The sequence below is a fragment of the Flavobacterium sp. 38-13 genome (assembly GCF_001899155.1).
GTDB lineage: Bacteria > Bacteroidota > Bacteroidia > Flavobacteriales > Flavobacteriaceae > Flavobacterium > Flavobacterium lindanitolerans.
In genome coordinates this window covers 200,212-219,003 of the sequence record NZ_MKVG01000020.1, presented here as the reverse complement: position 1 = coordinate 219,003, position 18,792 = coordinate 200,212, and the positions used below count along the sequence as shown (strand labels likewise).

Annotated in this window: 17 protein-coding genes; 11 read left to right on the top strand and 6 right to left on the bottom strand. The window is 38.5% G+C overall.

The features are described 5' to 3' along the window. Nucleotides 1-2: 2 nt before the first annotated feature. The 6 genes from BGO88_RS15580 to BGO88_RS15555 all read left to right on the top strand — a co-directional run bounded on the left by BGO88_RS15580 (nt 3) and on the right by BGO88_RS15555 (nt 4,719). Nucleotides 3-665 carry a LuxR C-terminal-related transcriptional regulator gene (locus BGO88_RS15580; RefSeq protein ID WP_286707478.1) on the top strand — a complete coding sequence of 221 codons (663 nt, stop codon included), beginning with the start codon at nt 3-5 and terminating at the stop codon, nt 663-665. A 212-nt stretch (nt 666-877) separates the two neighbouring features. Next, a complete protein-coding gene (locus tag BGO88_RS15575) occupies nt 878-1,507 on the top strand; it encodes an ABC transporter ATP-binding protein (RefSeq protein ID WP_286707477.1) in 630 nt (209 codons plus the stop codon). Next, nucleotides 1,504-2,775, top strand: coding sequence for an ABC transporter permease (locus BGO88_RS15570; RefSeq protein WP_286707476.1), 1,272 nt, complete (start codon nt 1,504-1,506; stop codon nt 2,773-2,775). Before BGO88_RS15575 ends, BGO88_RS15570 begins: the two co-directional genes overlap by 4 nt. Continuing rightward, nucleotides 2,768-3,304, top strand: a complete 537-nt coding sequence (locus tag BGO88_RS15565) for a hypothetical protein (RefSeq protein WP_286707475.1) — start codon at nt 2,768-2,770, stop codon at nt 3,302-3,304. Before BGO88_RS15570 ends, BGO88_RS15565 begins: the two co-directional genes overlap by 8 nt. A gap of 1 nt (nt 3,305) precedes the next feature. Next, on the top strand, nt 3,306-3,992 hold the full coding sequence (locus BGO88_RS15560; RefSeq protein WP_286707474.1) for a YjjG family noncanonical pyrimidine nucleotidase: 687 nt from the start codon (nt 3,306-3,308) through the stop codon (nt 3,990-3,992). 10 nt (nt 3,993-4,002) lie between these two features. Beyond that, on the top strand, nt 4,003-4,719 hold the full coding sequence (locus BGO88_RS15555) for a hypothetical protein (protein WP_286707473.1): 717 nt from the start codon (nt 4,003-4,005) through the stop codon (nt 4,717-4,719). On the opposite strand, the gene BGO88_RS15550 is transcribed toward BGO88_RS15555, so the two are convergent. Beyond that, nucleotides 4,716-5,993, bottom strand: a complete 1,278-nt coding sequence (locus BGO88_RS15550; RefSeq protein ID WP_056068859.1) for a replication-associated recombination protein A — start codon at nt 5,991-5,993, stop codon at nt 4,716-4,718. The genes BGO88_RS15555 and BGO88_RS15550 overlap by 4 nt on opposite strands. A 193-nt stretch (nt 5,994-6,186) precedes the next feature. Here BGO88_RS15550 and BGO88_RS15545 point away from each other — a divergent pair, with 193 nt between their 5' ends. Beyond that, nucleotides 6,187-6,987, top strand: a complete 801-nt coding sequence (locus BGO88_RS15545) for a rhomboid family intramembrane serine protease (RefSeq protein WP_286707472.1) — start codon at nt 6,187-6,189, stop codon at nt 6,985-6,987. Here the strand turns inward: BGO88_RS15545 and rlmB are convergent. The 5 genes from rlmB to BGO88_RS15520 form a co-directional block, all read right to left on the bottom strand. Next, a complete protein-coding gene (rlmB, locus tag BGO88_RS15540) occupies nt 6,984-7,718 on the bottom strand; it encodes a 23S rRNA (guanosine(2251)-2'-O)-methyltransferase RlmB (protein ID WP_286707471.1) in 735 nt (244 codons plus the stop codon). The two genes, BGO88_RS15545 and rlmB, sit on opposite strands and share 4 nt — an antisense overlap. 91 nt (nt 7,719-7,809) lie before the next feature. Next, nucleotides 7,810-8,718, bottom strand: a complete 909-nt coding sequence (locus BGO88_RS15535) for a DUF4843 domain-containing protein (RefSeq protein WP_286707470.1) — start codon at nt 8,716-8,718, stop codon at nt 7,810-7,812. A gap of 14 nt (nt 8,719-8,732) precedes the next feature. Continuing rightward, entirely contained in the window at nt 8,733-10,208 is a 1,476-nt protein-coding gene (locus BGO88_RS15530) for a SusD/RagB family nutrient-binding outer membrane lipoprotein (RefSeq protein WP_056068850.1), read from the bottom strand. A gap of 11 nt (nt 10,209-10,219) precedes the next feature. Continuing rightward, the gene (locus BGO88_RS15525; protein WP_286707469.1) at nt 10,220-13,303 is read right to left on the bottom strand and encodes a SusC/RagA family TonB-linked outer membrane protein; all 3,084 of its coding nucleotides are present in this window, start codon (nt 13,301-13,303) and stop codon (nt 10,220-10,222) included. A gap of 108 nt (nt 13,304-13,411) precedes the next feature. After that, nucleotides 13,412-15,028 (bottom strand): BamA/TamA family outer membrane protein, encoded by a 1,617-nt coding sequence (locus BGO88_RS15520; RefSeq protein ID WP_286707468.1) that lies wholly within the window; start codon nt 15,026-15,028, stop codon nt 13,412-13,414. 324 nt (nt 15,029-15,352) lie between these two features. On the opposite strand from BGO88_RS15520, the gene rpsL reads away from it, so the two are divergent. The 4 genes from rpsL (at nt 15,353) to rpsJ (ending at nt 18,788) form a co-directional block, all read left to right on the top strand. Continuing rightward, the gene (gene rpsL, locus BGO88_RS15515) at nt 15,353-15,736 is read left to right on the top strand and encodes a 30S ribosomal protein S12 (RefSeq protein WP_007136570.1); all 384 of its coding nucleotides are present in this window, start codon (nt 15,353-15,355) and stop codon (nt 15,734-15,736) included. 90 nt (nt 15,737-15,826) lie between these two features. Further along, nucleotides 15,827-16,303, top strand: coding sequence for a 30S ribosomal protein S7 (gene rpsG / locus BGO88_RS15510; RefSeq protein ID WP_056068845.1), 477 nt, complete (start codon nt 15,827-15,829; stop codon nt 16,301-16,303). Between the two features lie 10 nt (nt 16,304-16,313). Then, nucleotides 16,314-18,470 carry an elongation factor G gene (gene fusA, locus BGO88_RS15505; protein WP_056068843.1) on the top strand — a complete coding sequence of 719 codons (2,157 nt, stop codon included), beginning with the start codon at nt 16,314-16,316 and terminating at the stop codon, nt 18,468-18,470. 12 nt (nt 18,471-18,482) lie between these two features. After that, complete coding sequence (gene rpsJ / locus BGO88_RS15500; RefSeq protein WP_056068841.1) at nt 18,483-18,788, top strand: 30S ribosomal protein S10; 306 nt, start codon at nt 18,483-18,485, stop codon at nt 18,786-18,788. Nucleotides 18,789-18,792 lie beyond the last annotated feature (4 nt).

Genomic DNA, 18,792 nt, shown 5'->3' with positions numbered 1-18,792 from the left:
CTATGGAAAATAAAAAGTTGAATATTGTCATTTTAGATGACCATCCTTTGATTGTTGAAGGTTTGACAACACTTTTTTCAAACCACACAGAATTTAATCTGCTGGGTGGTTTTAACCAAAGCGAAGAACTGTATGGTTTTGAAGCAATTGACAAAATTGATGTCCTGCTATTGGATATTTTCTTTGGAAATAATAACGGAATCGATATTTGTTTTGATTTGAAAAGGAAATATCCCAAAATGATTATATTGGGAATCAGCAGTCAGGCAGAAAGAAGTATTGTATTACAGATGATCAAACAGGGCGCCTCCGGTTATTTATTAAAAACAGCTAAAAATGATGAATATATCCATTGCATAAAAGAGGCGGCAAAAGGGAAAATCGTATTTGGAAAAGAAGTACAGGCTATGTTGGATAAAATACAGATAGCTGATTTAAAATCGATTCCGAGGCTGACCAAAAGAGAAAAAGAAATATTGGCTCTATTAATAAAAGGGAAGTCTACACAAGAAATCTCAGAAGAGTTATTTTTAAGTTTTTTAACCATACAAACCCACAGAAGAAACCTGCTTCAAAAGTTTGATGTCAAAAATTCTCTCGAACTAATAAATTTTGCCAATGAGAACGGACTTCTTAATGATCCTTATTTTCCACCTAATTTTTAGCTGACGTTTCAATTTAGAACCCCATTTCTTATCTGATGTTTCCGATAATTCTGAAAATTGCATTTCTATTATTATATTAACCTTCTAAGCAGGAGCAACTTTGATTGTTTCGCTTCATTCGCTTTTCAAGGCTATATTTTATAAGTTTGGCTTAACAATTTATATTAAAGTATTTCAGTATCTTGCAGGCACTTGCAGAAATGACTTTAGTTATGATTCAGACTAAAAATCTGGCTTTTTCTTATAATGGGAAAGCAAATTTTAATTTTCCTGATATTTCCTTAAATAGCGGCGAAGTACTTTTGATTACCGGCGGCTCCGGAAAAGGAAAAACAACATTGCTTCACCTTTTGGGTGGGTTGCTGAAAGCCCAATCAGGTTCTATCCGTATAGGCGATGTCAATATCGAAACCCTTTCCAATAAGAACCTGGACAAATTCAGAGGCAAAAATATTGGGTTAATACTCCAGCAATCCCATTTTGTAGAGGCATTTTCTGTGTTTGAAAATGTTGTTCTTTCTTCCTGGCTGGCAACTGGACGAAAAGCAGACGAAAAAGCAAAATTACTTTTGTCAGAACTGGGACTGTCTGATCAAATACACAAGCTTACATCACGTTTGAGTATTGGGCAGCAGCAAAGAGTTTCCATAGCCAGAGCTTTGGTGAATGAGCCCCAATTGCTTTTGGCAGACGAACCCACGTCAAGCCTTGATGATGAGAATGCCTATAAGGTAGCCGACCTGCTTTCGCAATTGTCAAAAGAATATGGTGCGGCACTCATTATTGTTACGCACGACCAAAGACTAAAAGATCGTTTTTCTAATCAAATTACATTAGCATGATTGGCAGATTAGCCTGGAAAAATATTTGGTTCAAACCCTTGAATACCACTTTGAGTATTATTTTGCTGACGGCAAGTGTTGCCATAATTTCATTATTGATTCTGCTTCAGGAACAATTTGAAAAGCAATTTTCAAGTAATATTGATGGTGTTGATGTTGTTTTGGGGGCACAGGGAAGTCCGTTGCAGCTGATTCTTTCTTCAGTATATCAGGTTGATGCGCCAACAGGAAATATTAGTTACAGCGAAGCAAAAACATGGATGAAACATCCTTTTGTAAAAAGCGCTATACCTTTGGCTTTTGGAGATAACTACAGGGGATTTAAAATTGTAGGAACAACACCCGCTTATCTTGATAAATTTGGGGCAACTGTCTCTCAGGGAAAGATATTTCAATCCGATTTTGAAGTTGTTATCGGTGCCGAAATTGCAAAAAAACTAAATATAAAAGTAGGAGATAAGTTTTTCGGGTCGCATGGAGATGCGGCCGAAGGTGAGGTTCATGAAGAATTTGCATATAAAGTCAGCGGTATTGCAAGTCCTACCGGAAAAGTAATCGACAATCTTATTTTGTGTAACATCCCTAGTGTATGGGCTATGCATGAAAACCACGAGCATGCAGACGAAAATCCGGAACATGGAGAAGAAGGACATATTCACTTTGAAGGCGATGAACACGAACATCACAATCACGAAGCAGCAATGCCGGTATCTGAAGAAGGGAAAGAAATAACTGCCGTATTGATAAAATTCAGGAATAAAATGGGTTTCGTGACCTGGCCGAGATTGATTGCCCAGAATACAAAAATGCAGGCAGCTTCTCCTGCAATCGAAATTAACAGACTGTTTTCCTTATTCGGGATAGGACTTCAGGCTTTACAGTATCTGGCATACGGAATCATGCTTATATCCGGAATCAGTATTTTTATAGCGCTTTATACAACATTGAAAGAACGGAAATACGAATTCGCCCTACTGAGGGTTGGCGGAGCCAGTCGATTACAATTGCTTAGCCTGGTATTGTTTGAAAGCATATTACTTTGCTTTGTCGGATTTATTTTCGGCACTATTGTTGGAAGGATTGCATTGTTTTTAATTTCTTCTTCAACAGATGAGGAGTATAAAATGACTTTTGATCCGTTTGCTTTTGTATGGGAGAAAGAAGGAATTTTATTTATAGTAACTATCTTTGTAGGCATATTGGCGGCAGGAATTCCCGCCATAAAAGCATACCGATTGAATATTTCAAAAACTTTAGCAAATGCGTAAGACTTATTTTTTCATAGCGCTTTTTCTTTTTTTAGGCGCAATTTATATAAATGTAAAGGGAAAAGAATCAGATTCATTTTCAGTACAGCAAGCAGGTTTTTTGCCAAAAGCAGGAGCTTTTTCTAAATCGGAAGCAAAATCTCTTATCGTGACCGATACTTTAAACTGGAAATTGCTGGGGGCTATCAAGTTTGTAAAAAAAACAACCAAGGATTATCCTGAAGGTGTCATGTACCCAATAATCAATTCTACCTTAAAGACAAAAAACAAAAAGAGGATTGCCATGTCAGGCTTCATCGTCCCGATAGACAATACCACCTATGCACTCAGCAAAAATGTTTTTGCAGCCTGTTTTTTCTGCGGACAGGCAGGGCCGGAAACGATTATGGGAATAAAGTTCAGGGGAGGTACTCCAAAGTTGAAAACGGATCAGTATGTAACTTTGGAAGGCAATTTCCGTATAAATGAAAATGATGTAGAAGATTGGATCTATCATATTGAAGATGCCGTAATTGTAAAAGGAAAATAAATTGGAAACTAAAATTTCAGACGTTTTTTTTGATTTGGACCATACCTTATGGGACTTTGAAAAGAATTCTGCGTTGGCATTTGATACCATCCTGAAAAAACACAAAGTTGAGGTGGATATTCAGGAGTTTATTTCGTTATATGTACCTGTAAATATTAAATACTGGAAGCTTTACCAGGACGATAAGGTGACACAGGAAGAATTGCGCTATGGAAGACTGAAAGATGTTTTTGACCACATGAAAATTGAGGTCCATGACGAAATGATTCATTTTTTAGCAGAAGAATACATCAGTTATCTTCCGCAGTTCAACCACCTCTATGAAGGAGCAATAGAGTTGTTGGAATACCTGAAACCAAAATACAGGCTGCATATCATCACAAACGGATTCCACCAGATACAAAATAATAAGCTGGTCAATTCTAAAATTGTGCATTATTTTGAAACCATTACCAATTCTGAAAATGCGGGTGTAAAAAAACCACATCCGGAAATATTTAATTATGCTTTGGATTTGGCAAAATGTAATAAAGAAACAAGCATCATGATTGGTGACAATCTGGAAGCCGATATCGAAGGAGCCTTGAATGTGGGGCTTGACGCTATCTTTTTTAACGAACACAATTTAGAAATCCACCCTAATATCAAGCAGGTAAACCATCTGCTGGCCTTAAAAAAATATCTTTAAACCTCTAGTTATGAAAAAAAACATCCTAATACTCTTCTTATTTGTTTCTTTATCTGCTTTGGCACAACGTTCATTAAATGATTACAAATATGCTATCGTTCCTGTAAAGTTTGATTTTTTGAGTGAGCCAAATGAGTACAGGCTCAACACTATTACAAAATTTAATCTGACAAAGATGGGATTTGAGGCTTTCTATTCAAATGAAGATTTGCCATTAGAAACAGCCGGAGAAAGATGTAGCAGGATTTTTGTTGATGTGGAAAAAATAAGTTCTTTATTGTCAACAAAACTGGTTGTCGTATTTAGGGATTGTAATAATGTAGAGATTAACAGAAGTGATGTTGGAGTAAGCAAAACCAAAGAATATAAAATTGCTTATCCGGAGGCACTGAATGATGCTTTCAAATCACTGTTTACTTTTGGATATAACTATAACGGAACGGTTTATAAACCGGAATCGGCTAAAAAGGTAGAAACCCCTAAATCTTCTGTTGAGCCGGAAGATACTCCTAATATGCTTTTTGCGCAGCCAATTTCTAATGGTTACCAATTGGTAGATAAGACGCCTAAAGTGGTATTCAAAATTTTCAAGACTTCTCATCCGGACTATTTCACAGTGCAATCTGATACCATTAACGGGGCATTAATCAGAAAAAATAATGAATGGGTACTGGAATATTATAAAGACGATAAGCCGGTTTCAGAAAAACTTTTGATTAAGTTTTAATAACCGTACTTGTCTTTCCAACGATTTTTTAAAAATTCCCTTGTTGACTGTTCTCTGGAATTATTTCCAGGAACATAGATAGGGGTGTTTTTTATTTCATCGGGAAGGAATTCCTGCTCCGCAAAATTATTTTGATAATCGTGGGCATATTTATAATCTTCACCATAACCCAGTTCTTTCATCAATTTTGTTGGTGCATTTCTTAAATGAAGCGGAATAGGCAGGTCGCCTGTCTGTTTTACTATTTGCTGTGCTTTTCCAATTGCCGTATACGAAGCATTGCTTTTAGGCGAAGTTGCCAGATAAATGGCGCACTGGCTTAAAATAATCCTGCTTTCCGGATAGCCAATGGTTGAAACTGCCTGAAACGTATTGTTTGCCATGATAAAGGCTGTAGGGTTTGCATTGCCAATATCTTCGCTGGAAAGAATCAGCATACGTCTCGCAATAAATTTGACATCTTCACCTCCTTCAATCATGCGGGCCAGCCAATAAACGGCCCCATTTGGATCACTACCGCGGATGGATTTTATAAATGCGGAAATAATGTCATAGTGCTGTTCACCGGTCTTATCATATAAAACCGTATTTTGCTGTACCAGTTTTAGTACGGAATCATTCGTAATTATGATTTTTTCATCGTTGGAAGCATTAACGACGAGGTCGAAAATATTGAGCAACTTTCTGCCATCTCCACCCGAAAGCCTTAATAAAGCTTCCGTTTCTTTTAATTCAATGTTTTTTTCTTTCAGATAGACGTCGGTTTTCATTGCCCGTTCAAGCAACGCCTCCAAATCTGATTTTGAAAAGGCATTCAATATATAAACCTGACAACGCGACAGTAATGCGGGAATTACTTCAAAACTAGGATTTTCAGTTGTGGCACCTATCAATGTTACCCAGCCTTTTTCTACAGCGGCTAATAAGGAATCTTGCTGCGATTTGCTGAAACGGTGAATCTCATCAATAAATAGGATTGGATTTTTGGCAGTGAACAAACCGCCACTTTGCTTGGCTTTTTCAATAACATCACGCACTTCTTTTACGCCGGAATTAATAGCGCTTAGGATATAAAACGGACGTTTGGACTCCTGTGCAATAATTTGGGCCAGGGTAGTTTTTCCTGTTCCCGGTGGTCCCCAAAAAATTAATGAAGGAATGATGCCTTTTGCAATCTGATGGGTCAATGACCCGTTAGGGCCTACTAGTTGCGGTTGACCTAAATAATCTTCAAGTTGTTGCGGGCGAATTCTTTCTGCTAACGGTGCTTCCATTTTGTAAAATTACTGAATTTGAAGAAGTTTTTTTTAAGGAACACAGCATAAACTTTTGTGAAATTTCTGAAGGCCTATATTTTATCTTATGTGAGGTAAAACAGTTTGCCTGATTTCAAATGCTGACAAAATAGCACGAAAATAAAAGTGGATAAGTTTTTGACAGTTTTTGGTAAAAAAAATCCTAAAAGCAATGGATGATAAAAATTTACGATTCTCGCCTTCGGTTTTGGCCTGGCCATTATTTTCCGTAGTTCTTTTGTGGATTATTTTTTGGGCAGAAGTACGTTTTAAACTCAATCTTACAGAATTTGGAATTTATCCGCGAACTTTTTCCGGATTGAGGGGAATTTTATTCAGCCCGTTTCTTCATGGTGATATCCAACATCTTTATAATAATTCGATTCCGCTGTTTCTTTTAATAGCAGCAATGCGTTTCTTTTATAGAAACCAGACTCTGGCAGTGCTTGGATATGGAATATTGCTCTCTGGCTTTTTGACATGGGTTATCGGTCGGGAATCCTATCATATTGGCGCCAGCGGTTTGATTTATGTTTTGGTCAGCTTTATCTTTTTTAAAGGAATACAAACCCGATATTACAGGCTTGTTGCCTTATCCCTAACAATTATACTGCTGTATGGAGGTATGGTGTGGTATATTTTTCCAAACGTTCAGCAGGGAATTTCCTGGGAGGGCCATTTGTCTGGACTCATAACAGGATATGTTTTCTCATTGGTCATTAAAACTCCGGAATATCAGAAACCGATTGTGTATGACTGGGAACGGCCGGACTTTAATCCGGAAGAAGATATGTTTATGAGGCATTTTGATGAAAACGGCAATTTCCAAAATCTTCCAAAACCTAATGTTGATGATGAAACAGGCAATGAGGATTTCTTCAGATCCAATTATAATGTCTTTTATACAATTGTCCGTGATAATTCAGAAGGTAATCCGGAAAATAATGAAGATGGGACAGAAGAGAATACCTAACTTCTCTGTCTTACTGTTTCATAAAGGAAAGCGCCACAGGCAACCGATACATTCAATGAAGCAATAGTTCCAAACATTGGCAACTTGGCCTTTTCATCTACAATTTTCAAAACGGAAGGATTCACCCCACGGTCTTCAGAACCCATGATAATGGCTATAGGTTCGTTTAGTGACAAGTCATAAATGTTCTGGTCTGTTTTTTCTGTAGCAGCGATAGCTTTTATGCCTGATCCCTGAAGATGGAAAATGGCATCTTTGATGTGTTCTACTTTGCAGATTGGAACATTAAAAACAGCACCTGCCGATGTTTTTACGGTATCTCCGTTAACGGGAGCGGCACCCTGTTTTTGAATGATGATTCCATCGACTCCGGTACACTCTGCAGTACGGATAATAGCCCCAAAATTTCGGGCATCGGATATCTGGTCCAAAATAAGGAAAAGGGGAGTCTTTCCGCTTTCCATCACAGTTTCTATAAGCGTTTCAAGATTGTGGAAAGAAACCGGCGCAATAGTGGCAACAGCACCTTGATGGTTGTTTGGAGTTAGCTTGTTTAGCTTTTCTACAGGCACGTAAGAAAAATTTACTCCGGCACGCTTCATGACTTTCATCAAGTCTTTCATCAGTTCGCCCTGAGCGTCTTTCTGTATAAATACTTTGTCTATTTCTTTTCCCGCCTGAATAGCTTCTATGATAGCTCTAATCCCAAAAATTTGATGTCCTTTTTCCATGGTGGCAAAGATAGGATAAAGTTGTAAAGAAATAAAATAAGGCCGGCGAATTCGATTCTGCCGGCCTTTGTTTTATACTTGTTTTGATCAATTAGTTGGTCTGGAAGATATCCGGCCAATCAACACCGCCTTCGCGGGTTAAGGTAACGGTACCGCCATCACCCCATGTATTTCTCCAGGTAAAGACCATAACAGGTCCTGTAACACTGACAATGTTATAGGTGAAAGTATCGGAATACTGGTCCGAACCGCTGAAAAGAAATTCGCGGCATACCCATGTTAAAAAGGCGCCATTAGGTCCAACAGCAGGGTCGTCGTCGTAGATAGCTCCATACAATCCGAATGAGGCATCGTCAAGACTGTATTTTCCTGGTTCGGTTTCAGTCCATGTTACTGTACCGCTGATAGTACCCGCAATTCCCGTTCCTGTACCTGTTCCTTCTCCGTCACCATATTGCATAGATGTCTGAGTATAGGTATGTGTTCCTGACAGATCATCTGTAATTGGACACAATGGTTTCAGGTTGATTATGATAGTACCGGTAGATTCTTTTGTTGAAACTCCTACCGGGAAACTTCCTGTAGCAGCAGTCAATTTCAGGGCAATAGTCAATGGAACAGGTAATTCAGGGTCCAATGAAGAAGGGAGTATCTTAATTGGGAATGTGGCCTGAGTTTCTCCTGCCGGGAATGTAAATGTCCCGTTGTTTAAAATGACAAAGTTTGTGCCTTCAACAGCTGTTGTCTTGGCGGGATCTACTTCATACGTAACTATAATATCTGATGGAGCAGCAGAGCCGTTACCACCTACTAAACGGGCAGGAACCTGAAATTCTGCTTCGTCCATTCCAATATCAAATGTTCCGTCAATAGAGCCAGACGGAAAGTCAACAAGGTTTGTCCCGGCACCAAAATCTGTCACATCATCATCTACAAGACAAGATGAGAACAGGGCCAATATGATCGCAATAGCTGCGAATTTGAATTTATTTTTTTTCATGTTTCACATTTTAATTAGTTATCCCAAAAAATAGGTGATGTAAAAGCGTCATCCGTTGTCTGGTTAGGAACATTTGCAGAGTTGGCCACATATTCTGAGTTAGGATACATTAATCTAATTGGACGTTGTGGCCTGCTTGCAATTAATGATAAAGGAATGCCTGATGGGAATCCGGTTCTGGTGTATTCAATCCAGGATTCGATACCGTTAATACTGTTTAAGGCAATCCATTTTTGTGTTATGATGGCTTCGATTTCATTTCCTGCAGAAGCATTCCATCCCACAAGGTTGGTAGCTTGTGAATAGTAAGTGTTTGCCTGAGCAGCTGTAAGCCCTAAAGTTTCATATGAGGCCTCGATTCCTGATTCATAAAGATTTTGAGCACTTCCGGCAATATAGCCTCTTGCCACTGCTTCAGCCTGAAGGAAATAGCTTTCTGCGGCTGTTAGAATATAAGCATCCTGGGTAAAGTTTTTAAGTACTCCATTTCCTAATCCTGAGTATGGCACAACCACTGTTCCTTGCTCGTCTGGAGCACCCTGGTTTATTCCGGCAAAACCTCCGCCAGGAATTGGGGCATAGATTTTTTCAAGTCTGGTGTCATTTGTGCTGTTAAGATAGTCAATAGTATATTGCGTACCTTTTACTGCTCTATTGTCACTCGTTGGACTTCCAGATAATGTTGTTCCATAAGTTTCAAAAAACGGATTCATTTTTCCGGTACTCGTAATGTAGCCGGGATTGTTTGTTACGTTTTCAGTTATGAAACCACTGCCTTCATCAATAATGTCCTGGAACTTATCGGCAATATAGGCCTGTTTCGAAGGCATTCCGGATTGACGGATAAGGATTCTCATCTTTACGGTGTTGGCAAATTTTATCCATTCATCCATGTCTCCGTGAAGCATGATATCATTGTTGGCAGGATCCAATGCCGAAGAAGGTGCGTTTTTGATAAGTTCGATTGCTGCATCTAATTGTACAATTAAATCATCATAAACAGCTTCTGCGTCATCATAGGCAGGAGTCAGTTCCAAATCACGTTGCAGTGCTTCAGTATAAGGAATATCTCCATATAAATCTACAAGATACTGGAAATAGAAAGCTTTCATTATTTTGGCGATTGCCTGATAATTTTCGTAGTTTTCTAAAGATGTCTTTTCAATCTTATGAAAGTTAGCCAAGGTCAAATACAGGTCATCCCAGGTGTCATCATAGAATGTACTGTTTACGATATATTGCATCTCATCCTGATAGGCAATAAATTCTTCAATGTTATTTGACCAGTTGTAAACCATAAAATTACCCACATGGTTCATTCTTACATTGAGTTTTCTTGCTCCTGAATTTTGAGCGCTTGCCAGAAGTAATTCCGGCTTCACATTAGTGGGGTTGTTTGGATCTTCATTGATGTCCAAATAATCGCTGCAGGAAAATAGCAAGAAAAAAGAGGCAATTAATAAGGAGCTTTTTTTGAATATATTTTTCATCATTTCTTGAATTAGAAAGTTAATGTAACATTGAAACCGTAGCTTCTGGTTGGAGGAACTTCATTTACGGTTCCTACCCCAACAGCATTTCCTGTAGTAAATCCAAATTCAGGATCTGTATATCGGTTTGCCTTAGGCAAAATCATGAATACGTTGCGTGCGTTTGCTCCAATGGTAATGCCTTCAAAAGGAGAGTTGTCTAATACTTTTTTAGGGAATGAATAGCTAAGTGCTATTTCGCGGCATTTGAAAGCTGTTGCATCAATCACATAGTTTTCTGCAATGTTGCTGTAAACCGAATCCCAAAAAGGTTGTCCTCCGCTGGAAGTTGGAATGCTTGTATTGGCAGTATATACTCCAGGTGCTGTTTGGTAAGAAGAGTTAGGGAATACGAATGGTAACCTTCCTGTCTGCGCACTTTGTACTGACGAACCTGTGAAATCAAGCATTTGACCTATTTCATTATAAAATACGTGTCCTGTTCTGTAATCAAAAACAGCAGAAAGTCTGAATCCTTTATAATTAAAGTTGGTTGAAAGGCCAACGATGTAATCAGGAGTTGTTTTTCCCAGATTTTTCAAAGCTGATGATTGGATTGGGTTTCCTGTTGCCTGGTCGATAATTACTCTGCCCTGGTCGTCTCTTTCATAAGCTGTTCCTTTAATAATAGGATATTCCTGTCCTACAACAGCATAAACTCCGGCAGTAGAGAAACCACCTAAAGAAAGTTCGTTAACGCCCGGTAGTAAACTTTTTACTTCAGTTTTTGGGGCACTATAGCTCACTCTGAAATCCCAGCTGAAATCTTCGGTCTGGATTGGCACAAAGCCCAGGTCTAATTCAAGCCCCTTCGTCTGTAATTCCCCCGCATTTAGCAAAGCTCTTGTGGCACCAGATGATGAAGATGCTGCTGCATTAATAATCTGGTCAGTAGAGTTTGAAATATAATAACTCGCATCCAGCCAGATTCTTTTGTTGAAGAATTCAAGATTTAAACCAAATTCTTTTGATGTAGTAAACTCCGGCTTTAATCCTGCCAAAGCAACTGTATTGCTCAAATTAAAAGATGTCAGATCACCATAAGGGAAACCTACAGAGCGGACATAGGTGTTTTGGTTCGCATAAGCGGAAGTAGAGTTTCCTACTTTGGTATAACTTGCGGTTAACTTTGCAAAATTCAATACATTTCCTTTTAGTTCAGGGAAAGCTGATGTAGGAATAAATGAAATACCATAGCTAGGGTAGAAGTAGGAGTTGTTTTCTTTGATTAAAGCAGACGACCAGTCATTTCTTCCGGTAACATTAAGGAATAAAAAGTCCTTGAAGCCCAGTTCGGCGCTTCCGTATAGACCGATACTTCTCAAACGGGAATTGAATTCAACACCGCGAAGTTCACCTGTTCTTAAAGAAACATTATATAATCCCTCAACAACTAAATTGTCACCGCGTATTCCGATTTCTTTTGTTCGGATATCCCTGATATTGTTCCCCAAAATGATTTTGGCTGTAATGTCTTTAGTCAGGTTGAAATCAAAGTTAAGCATCAGGTCACTGTTAATTCTTCTCTCAAAATTCGAACCGTCAGAAACACCCTGGTTTAAATCTTCCCTACCACTGCCATCTGTGAAAACATGGCCGTTATTGGTGTGTTTGAAATCAGAACTCAACATACTTACACCACCGCGGTATAAAACATTGAACCAATCGTTTATCTTATAGCCCAAATCAATCGATCCCTGAAAACGTTCTGTAGAAGAAATGCGTCGTGAATTTTTCAGAATCCAATAAGGGTTATAAGCATAGTTTGTAAAGTAATCCTGTAAATCTCCCTGTGAGTATACTTCTAAAGGAATGTTGATAGGAGTTTGCAAAAGTTGGCTGTAAAGGCTTCGGCCACTTTCTGTATCTGTAAAAAAGCTGCTTTCATCATCAGAGCCGGTAAGGCTTCCTGCGATATCTGTTTTATCGGTAAAATAGGAAACATTTCCTGTAACCGACCAATTTCCGGAATTTTTGCTTGTATTTAAACGGAAGGTGTTTTTGTGGTAAAGATCACCAGGAATAATCCCTTCTGTTTTTACATCTTGAGCAGAGAAGAATAAATTACCATTTTCATCGCCTTGCGAGATAGAAAAGCCATTTTGTTTTGTAGTTCCAACATTAAAAAAGTCCTTGATATTGTTTTTTCGGGCTACATAACTAAATTCTCTGATAGATCCATCCGGCAATTCCGGTCCAACCTGAACTAATGAGCCATCTAATGGCGCTCCCCAGTTAGTGTTTTCAACCGGGTCAAGTTCTCCTGCCCAGCCTTGACCAAATCTTGTCTGCCTGTCCGGGATGAACTGAACCTGTTCAAAAGTTATAGTCGAGTTGTATTGCAAAGTCATTTTACCATTTCGTCCTTTTTTGGTAGTTATCATGATTGCTCCGTTTGAACCAGCAGAACCATATAATGCCGCAGCATTGGCACCTTTTAGGATGGTGGTGCTTTCGATGTCGTTCGGGTTCAATTCACTCAAAGTGCTAAGTGCAGAAGGTACACCATCAATAACAATCAGTGCTTCGTTATTTCCTGAAATGGATCTGGCGCCTCTTAATACAACCCTTGTCTGTGGATTGACACCGCTGTTTATGGTATTAATTTGTAAACCGGACACTTTTCCAACTAACGCTGTGGCTGCATTTACGGCTTTGGCCTGATTTAATTCGTCAGACTTTACGACTTGAGTGGAATAGCTCAGTTCTTTTGGATTTCTTTTTATTCCAAGAGCCGTTACCACTACAGTTTCAAGCTGGGTTGCATCGTCTTCCATCACAATGTTGAAATCGTTAGCTGTAGCCATAACTTCTTTTGTGGTCATGCCGATGAAACTGAAAACTAAAATGTCGGGAGGTGAAGCTTTTATTTGAAATTTACCATCAAAATCGGTTTGAGTACCCATTGTTGTTCCTTTGATGGTTACGCTTACCCCGGGAAGGGGCAGTCCGCTTTGGTCACTTACTGTACCAGAAATTGTCCTTTCCTGTGCAAAAGAAATCTGCATTATTAACGCCAGGACAAGCGTTAACAAGCCGTTTAACTTTGTTTTCATTAGATATAGGTTTGAATTAGTTAATCCAAATTTCTTAAATATTTCTTAACAAACCTATAGTTTTTTTAATTTTGTTTTTATTATATTGTAATATATGTATGCTGAATGTTAAAATTTAGCCTTAAAACTAATGTGAACAATTGAGTTGGAAAGTTTTATTTGCTGGTTGCCAGTACTGCCGTTAGCATATACAATATTGAAAAGTCCGTTTTTGGTCAGCAATCCAAATCCGAATCCCAGTCCAAGAAGATTTCCGTCGTTATCTGTAGTCTTGTCCTGATAATATCCGAAATCAATGATGGAATGGATGTAGATTGTTGGTGCCAAAACATATCTGTATTCCGTAAGTATAGAAGAATAAAGATTGGCCTGAAGACTGTTTTCATTGAATCCTCTGATGGAATTTATCCCGCCAAAACGGAAAAGCTCGTTGGTGATATAGCTGTCGCTCTGCAGCAGGAAGTTCTGGCTCCGGAGTGCTATAATGTTCTTGTCATTCAGATAAAGATTGTGTCTGAGGTCTACATTGGTAAAGAACTGGCTGTTCTTTGAAGCTTCGGAATTTCTACTTCCTACGCCAGCCTTAATATTGAGTAATGTTTTGTCCGGAAATAAAAAATCATCGTTTTTGAATCGCGTATACTCAAAATTAGAGGTGATGAAAGCATTGTCAAAATCTTTCAATGTCGAACTGTTGAGGTTCTGGATGTCATTTGATTCTGTGGATTGATATCCTACATATAATCTTGTGTTGTAATTAAAGTAATATCCGAGATCGATAGCGGTCTGCGTATTTTGAAACGTACTGTCCTGTTTAAAAATGTTTAGCTGGGCTTTGATTCCCAAGGGGCTTTTAAAAATATAAGGCAGTTCTATATTGGCGTTAAAAGTCTTTTGGTCGTTGCCGTCGCTTTTCCAGTACAGATTAAATCGTTCGCCTACGTTTAGCGAGTTGACCAATAACAGGTCAAGATAGCCATTGATTTTTAAGTCGCCTTTATCATCATTTCCGAAACCTATGAATCCGTCAAAACGATTGGGTTTTGATTTTTCCAGATAGACATACACCTTGGTGGTGTCGTTCATAAAAAGGATTTCAGGATATTTGGTTTGGGTTACAAATTGAAATTGGTTAAAATCTTCGTGTATGTTTTTAAGATTTTGTTGGTTAAAAACTTTGTTGCGGTAACGGCGCCTGATTTCTTTTTTATGTCCTTCCGGAAATTTTTCATAACCGTTAATTACAATATCATTTACCTGTCGTTGCTTTTCGGTTTGGAAATTCAAGTCGGCAAGTAGGATGTTTTTCTGTTTTTTTAGATTGATAAGCTGAAGCCTGGCTAAAGAGTAGCCTTTTCGTTCCAGGGAATTTAGTGTAGTGTTCAGAAAATTTTCCGTTTCCCCCAAAGGGAGTTTTAGCGTATCTCCGGGGCTTTCTACGATTCCTAATTTCCGTAGTTCAGAATTCTTTCCTAAATAAATATGTATAAAACGGGTTCTCTGCCCCAGGCGAAATTTGAATAAAAAAGTGCTGTCATCCTGTTTTTTATTTTCCTGAATTTCGTTTTCAAGAAAACCGAAACGTTTTAGTTTTTCCGAAAGGCTATTGGCTTCCTCTACGATACTTTTGGCATTGCTGTGTTTTTTGGAATAGCCAATGGAGTCAATCGTTTTCAAATCGCTTTGCGAATCCGATGTGATTTTTAAATGAAGTTTCTGGCCCAAAGAATTTAAGCTGAATAAAATACAGAATAAAAGAAAAAAAAATCGGTTCAAAATATTATAATTGTTAAAAACAACGACACTGGATCTTCGGTTTTATTCCTGAATTTCTCAGGATTTATAAGAATAGGGAATAAGGCTTTTAGAACTGTTATCAGACCACGGTAAAAGTAACGCAAAAAAGCAACGAATAATATACAAAAATTAAATCTAGGTTAATCTGTTTGAAAATTAATGAATTAACGTTTGTTTAAAAAAAAATAATTACTACATTTGCAACCCCGTAAAAAGCGGGAAATTAAATCATAATATATATTAGTATTAATTATGCCAACAATTCAACAATTAGTAAGAACTGGAAGAACCCAGATAACTAAGAAGAGTAAATCGGTTGCTTTAGATTCTTGTCCTCAAAGAAGAGGGGTTTGTACGCGTGTTTACACTACTACGCCAAAAAAACCAAACTCTGCAATGCGTAAAGTTGCGCGTGTACGTTTGACAAATGGTAATGAAGTGAATGCTTACATCCCAGGAGAAGGACACAATCTACAAGAGCACTCGATAGTATTAGTTAGGGGTGGAAGGGTAAAAGATTTACCAGGAGTTAGATACCACATCGTTCGTGGTGCGCTTGATACATCAGGTGTTGCCGGAAGAACGCAAAGAAGATCTAAGTATGGTGCAAAACGCCCAAAAGAAGCAAAAAAGTAATTTTTTAATCAGTCCGATGTCGAAGGCGGAAGGTTGAAAGAAATATTCTTTGCGACTTTAAACTTTAGACTTTAGACTAAAATTCAAGACATGAGAAAAAGACAGGCCAAAAAAAGACCTCTTTTACCAGATCCAAAATTTAACGATCAGTTAGTGACGCGTTTTGTGAACAACTTAATGTGGGACGGTAAAAAATCAACTGCTTTCAAAGTATTCTATGATGCATTGGATATCGTAGAAAACAAGAAACAAGATGCAGAAAAATCTTCATTGGAAATCTGGAAAGATGCTTTAACTAACGTTATGCCTCACGTAGAAGTGCGTAGCCGTAGAGTTGGTGGTGCTACATTCCAAATCCCGATGCAAATCAGACCAGACCGTAAAATCTCTATGGCAATGAAGTGGATGATACTTTATGCTCGTAGAAGAAACGAGAAATCTATGGCTCAAAAACTAGCTTCTGAAGTTTTAGCTGCTGCTAAAGAAGAAGGTGCTGCTGTTAAGAAGAGAATGGATACTCACAAGATGGCTGAAGCAAACAAAGCATTCTCTCACTTTAGATTTTAATCCTTAAGAAATGGCTAGAGATTTAAAATATACAAGAAATATCGGAATTGCTGCTCACATTGATGCTGGTAAGACAACAACAACGGAGCGTATTCTTTTTTATACTGGAAAATCACATAAACTTGGTGAGGTGCACGATGGTGCTGCAACAATGGACTGGATGGCACAGGAGCAGGAAAGAGGTATCACGATTACTTCGGCTGCTACAACTTGTGAGTGGAACTTTCCAACTGTACAAGGAAAGCTTCTTCCGGAAAGTAAGCCTTACCACTTTAACATCATCGATACTCCTGGGCACGTTGACTTTACCGTTGAGGTAAACCGTTCTTTAAGAGTATTGGATGGATTGGTTTTCTTGTTTAGTGCAGTTGATGGTGTTGAGCCTCAGTCTGAAACTAACTGGAGACTTGCTGACCAATATAGAGTTCCACGTATGGGATTCGTTAACAAAATGGACCGTCAAGGTTCTAACTTCTTGAACGTATGCCAACAGGTTAGAGATATGTTGAAATCTAACGCTGTTGCTATTACATTGCCAATTGGTGATGAGGCGGATTTCAAAGGAGTGGTTGACTTGGTGAAAAATCAGGCTATCATATGGCATGATGAAACTCAGGGAGCTACTTTTGATATCGTTGATATCCCTGCTGATATGGTGGACGAAGTAAAACAATACCGTTCTACTTTAATCGAGGCTGTGGCTGAGTATGATGAAAATCTTCTTGACAAGTATATGGAGGACGAAAACTCTATCACAGAAGAAGAAATCAACAAGGCATTACGTGCTGCTACAATTGATATGGCTATCATTCCTATGATTTGTGGTTCTTCTTTCAAAAACAAAGGAGTTCAGTTCATGTTGGATGCTGTATGTAAATATTTGCCTTCTCCGCTAGACAAAGAAGGTATCGAAGGAATTCATCCTGATGATGCAGATTTGTTGGAAGAAGACCAAACAAAAATTATGCGTAAGCCAGATGTAAAAGAGCCGTTTGCAGCTTTAGCATTTAAGATTGCTACTGACCCATTCGTAGGTCGTTTGGCGTTCTTCCGTGCTTACTCCGGACGTCTTGATGCTGGTTCTTATGTTTTGAACACTCGTTCAGGAAACAAAGAGAGAATTTCTCGTATCTACCAGATGCACGCTAACAAGCAAAATCCAATCGAATTTATCGAGGCTGGAGATATTGGAGCTGCTGTTGGATTTAAAGATATCAAAACAGGAGATACATTGTGTGATGAAAAACACCCAATCATCCTTGAATCTATGAAATTCCCTGATCCGGTAATTGGTATCGCTATTGAGCCTAAAACTAAGGCTGACGTAGACAAAATGGGTATGGCTTTGGCTAAATTGGCTGAAGAAGATCCAACGTTTACAGTTAGAACAGATGAGGCTTCAGGTCAGACAATTATTTCTGGTATGGGAGAGCTTCACCTGGATATCCTTATCGACCGTATGAAACGTGAGTTCAAAGTGGAAGTTAACCAGGGTGAGCCTCAGGTAGAGTACAAAGAAGCATTCACCAGACCGGCTCAACACAGAGAGGTTTACAAGAAGCAATCTGGAGGTCGTGGTAAATTTGGTGATATCGTATTTAGAATCGAACCAGCTGACGAAGTTGACGGAAAAGTTCCTGTTGGATTACAGTTCGTTAATGAAGTTAAAGGTGGTAACGTTCCTAAAGAATATATCCCTGCAGTAGAAAAAGGTTTCAGAGAAGCAATGAAACAAGGGCCTTTGGCTGGTTATGCAGTAGATAGCCTTAAAGTTACTTTGTTGGACGGATCTTTCCACCCTGTGGATTCTGATGCGCTTTCTTTCGAGTTAGCTGCGAAATTAGGATACAAAGAGTCTGGAAAAGCTGCGGGTGCTGTTATCCTTGAGCCAATCATGAAAATCGAAGTTATCACTCCGGAAGAAAACATGGGTGATATCGTAGGTGACTTGAACCGTCGTAGAGGTCAGGTTAATGACATGGGTGACAGAAATGGTGCTAAGACTATCAAGGCTGATGTGCCATTATCAGAAATGTTCGGTTATGTTACAACATTGAGAACATTGTCATCAGGTAGAGCTACTTCTACAATGGAGTTCTCTCACTATGCTGAAACGCCTTCTAACATTTCAGAAGCGGTAATCAAAAAAGCAAAAGGTAACGCTTAATTCTAAAGAAAAATGAGTCAAAAAATCAGAATAAAACTAAAGTCTTACGATCACAATTTGGTAGACAAATCTGCTGAGAAGATTGTAAAAACTGTAAAAAGTACAGGTGCAGTGGTAACAGGACCAATTCCGTTGCCAACTCACAAAAAGATTTTTACTGTGTTGCGTTCTCCGCACGTTAACAAAAAATCTAGAGAGCAATTTGAAGTAATGTCATACAAAAGATTGTTAGACATTTATTCTTCTTCATCAAAAACTATCGATGCTCTAATGAAATTGGAGCTTCCAAGTGGAGTTGAAGTAGAGATCAAAGTATAAGTAT

Coding starts and splice junctions, on each gene's coding strand:
- BGO88_RS15565 (WP_286707475.1), top strand. CDS start 2,768: ATGCGTAAGACTTATTTTTTCATAGCGCTTTTTCTTTTTTTAGGCGCA.
- BGO88_RS15525 (WP_286707469.1), bottom strand. CDS start 13,303: ATGAAAACAAAGTTAAACGGCTTGTTAACGCTTGTCCTGGCGTTAATA.
- BGO88_RS15570 (WP_286707476.1), top strand. CDS start 1,504: ATGATTGGCAGATTAGCCTGGAAAAATATTTGGTTCAAACCCTTGAAT.
- BGO88_RS15555 (WP_286707473.1), top strand. CDS start 4,003: ATGAAAAAAAACATCCTAATACTCTTCTTATTTGTTTCTTTATCTGCT.
- rpsG (WP_056068845.1), top strand. CDS start 15,827: ATGAGAAAAAGACAGGCCAAAAAAAGACCTCTTTTACCAGATCCAAAA.
- BGO88_RS15535 (WP_286707470.1), bottom strand. CDS start 8,718: ATGAAAAAAAATAAATTCAAATTCGCAGCTATTGCGATCATATTGGCC.
- BGO88_RS15580 (WP_286707478.1), top strand. CDS start 3: ATGGAAAATAAAAAGTTGAATATTGTCATTTTAGATGACCATCCTTTG.
- rlmB (WP_286707471.1), bottom strand. CDS start 7,718: ATGGAAAAAGGACATCAAATTTTTGGGATTAGAGCTATCATAGAAGCT.
- BGO88_RS15575 (WP_286707477.1), top strand. CDS start 878: ATGATTCAGACTAAAAATCTGGCTTTTTCTTATAATGGGAAAGCAAAT.
- fusA (WP_056068843.1), top strand. CDS start 16,314: ATGGCTAGAGATTTAAAATATACAAGAAATATCGGAATTGCTGCTCAC.
- BGO88_RS15545 (WP_286707472.1), top strand. CDS start 6,187: ATGGATGATAAAAATTTACGATTCTCGCCTTCGGTTTTGGCCTGGCCA.
- BGO88_RS15530 (WP_056068850.1), bottom strand. CDS start 10,208: ATGAAAAATATATTCAAAAAAAGCTCCTTATTAATTGCCTCTTTTTTC.
- rpsJ (WP_056068841.1), top strand. CDS start 18,483: ATGAGTCAAAAAATCAGAATAAAACTAAAGTCTTACGATCACAATTTG.
- rpsL (WP_007136570.1), top strand. CDS start 15,353: ATGCCAACAATTCAACAATTAGTAAGAACTGGAAGAACCCAGATAACT.
- BGO88_RS15550 (WP_056068859.1), bottom strand. CDS start 5,993: ATGGAAGCACCGTTAGCAGAAAGAATTCGCCCGCAACAACTTGAAGAT.